The 2,013-nt window shown below is 57.2% G+C and carries 1 protein-coding gene and 1 pseudogene; both read left to right on the top strand.

Going from position 1 to position 2,013, the window contains the following annotated elements; translation table 11 throughout:
* Positions 1–760, top strand: a pseudogene (locus tag KQJ18_RS23720) (acyl-CoA synthetase FdrA); the annotation flags it as partial.
* A 9-nt stretch (positions 761–769) separates the two neighbouring features.
* The coding region (locus tag KQJ18_RS23715) for a DUF1116 domain-containing protein (protein ID WP_216422917.1) at positions 770–2,013 on the top strand (1,244 nt) is incomplete at its 3' end.

Here is a 2,013-nt window from a genome sequence, read left to right as displayed (position 1 = left end):
GACGCTGGACGATGCGGCCCGTCTGGCCTGTTTACTGGCGAGAGTCGCGGCGCGACGCAGCTCGCTTTCAACCACAGGAGACGGTGTGATCCGAGGGTTATACACCGGAGGTACGCTGGCCGCCGAAGCCGCTGGGCTGCTGGCCTCCCATCTGAATGTCGCCGCGGATGCACAACATCATCATGGCATGATGCTGGATGCCGCCGGGCACCAGATTATCGATCTGGGGGATGATTTTTACACCGTCGGGCGGCCGCATCCGATGATTGACCCTGCCTTACGTAATCAACTGATTACGGATCTGGGGGGGCAGCCGCAGGTACGCGTGCTGCTAGTTGATGTCGTGATTGGTTACGGCGCGACGGCAGATCCGGCTGCATCGCTGGTTCAGGCCTGGCAGAAGGCGTGCGCTGCGCGAGACCACGAGCAACCGCTGTATGCGATTGCGACGGTGACAGGTACAGAACGCGATCCGCAGTGTCGCTCACTGCAGATTGCCACACTGGAAGATGCCGGCATTGCCGTAGTGAATTCACTGCCCGAGGCAACGCTGCTTGCCGCCGAACTGATTCGTCCATCTCAACCGTTATCTGACAAATCCGCACCTTCGCTACTGGAAAAAGTGGCGGTCATCAATGCCGGGTTACGCAGTTTTGCACTGGATTTACAGGCTGCGGAAATGCCTGTGGTGCATTACCAGTGGGCGCCTGTCGCTGGCGGTAATAAGAAACTGGCTCGTTTATTAGAACGTTTGCAATAAGGGGTTCCAATGTTTACATCAGTGGCGCAAGCCAATGCTGCAGTAATCGAACAAATTCGTCGTGCGCGTCCACACTGGCTGGATGTGCAACCTGCCTCCTCATTAATCCGCGAGCTCAATGAAGGGAAAACGCTGCTGCATGCGGGACCGCCAATGCGTTGGCAAGAAATGACCGGTCCGATGAAAGGGGCCTGTATTGGTGCATGTCTGTTTGAAGGGTGGGCCAATGATGAGATGAGCGCGCTGGCTTTACTGGAGCAGGGCAAAGTCCGGTTCGTACCTTGCCACCATGTTAATGCTGTGGGGCCAATGGGGGGAATCACCTCTGCCAGCATGCCGATGCTGGTAGTGGAAAATATCACCGACGGTAACCGGGCTTACTGCAATCTCAACGAAGGGATTGGCAAAGTGATGCGCTTCGGCGCGTATGGTGAGGATGTCCAGCAGCGTTTACGTTGGATGCGCGATGTCCTGATGCCTGTTTTAAGCGCGGCGCTGGCCAATCTGGAACAGGGTATTGATCTGACCGCTATGATGGCGCAGGGCATTACGATGGGCGATGAGTTCCATCAGCGCAACATTGCCTCTTCAGCTCTGCTGATGCGAGCTCTGGCACCGCAAATTGCCCGTCTGGAACATGATAAGCAGCAGATTGCTGAGGTGATGGATTTCCTCAGCGTGACCGACCAGTTCTTCCTTAACCTGGCGATGGCTTACTGCAAAGCGGCAATGGATGCCGGGGCACTGGTGCGTTCCGGCAGTATTGTGACCGCAATGACCCGTAATGGCGACATGTTCGGGATCCGGGTGAGCGGACTTGGCGATCGCTGGTTTACCGCGCCGGTTAACACACCGCAGGGGCTGTTCTTTACCGGCTTCTCGCAGGAACAAGCTAACCCGGATATGGGCGATAGCGCCATCACCGAAACCTTTGGGATTGGCGGTGCCGCGATGATCGCGGCCCCTGGCGTAACGCGGTTTGTCGGCGCCGGAGGAATGGAGGCCGCGAAGTCCGTTTCCGAGGAGATGGCTGAAATCTATCTGGAACGCAATATGCAGTTGCAGATCCCTGGCTGGGATTTCCAGGGGGCTTGCCTTGGTCTTGATATCCGTCGCGTCGTGGAAACAGGTATTACGCCGCTGATCAACACGGGTATTGCCCATAAAGAAGCCGGTATTGGTCAGATCGGCGCGGGCACCGTTCGTGCGCCGCTGGCCTGCTTTGAGCTGGCTCTGGAAGCGCTGGCTGAAAG

The sequence above is a fragment of the Citrobacter sp. S55_ASV_140 genome (genome assembly GCF_018919505.1).
In the GTDB taxonomy this organism is placed as follows: Bacteria; Pseudomonadota; Gammaproteobacteria; order Enterobacterales; family Enterobacteriaceae; genus Citrobacter; species Citrobacter werkmanii.
Note: the sequence above shows the minus strand (reverse complement) of the source record. Positions and strands in the feature narration are given on the sequence as shown.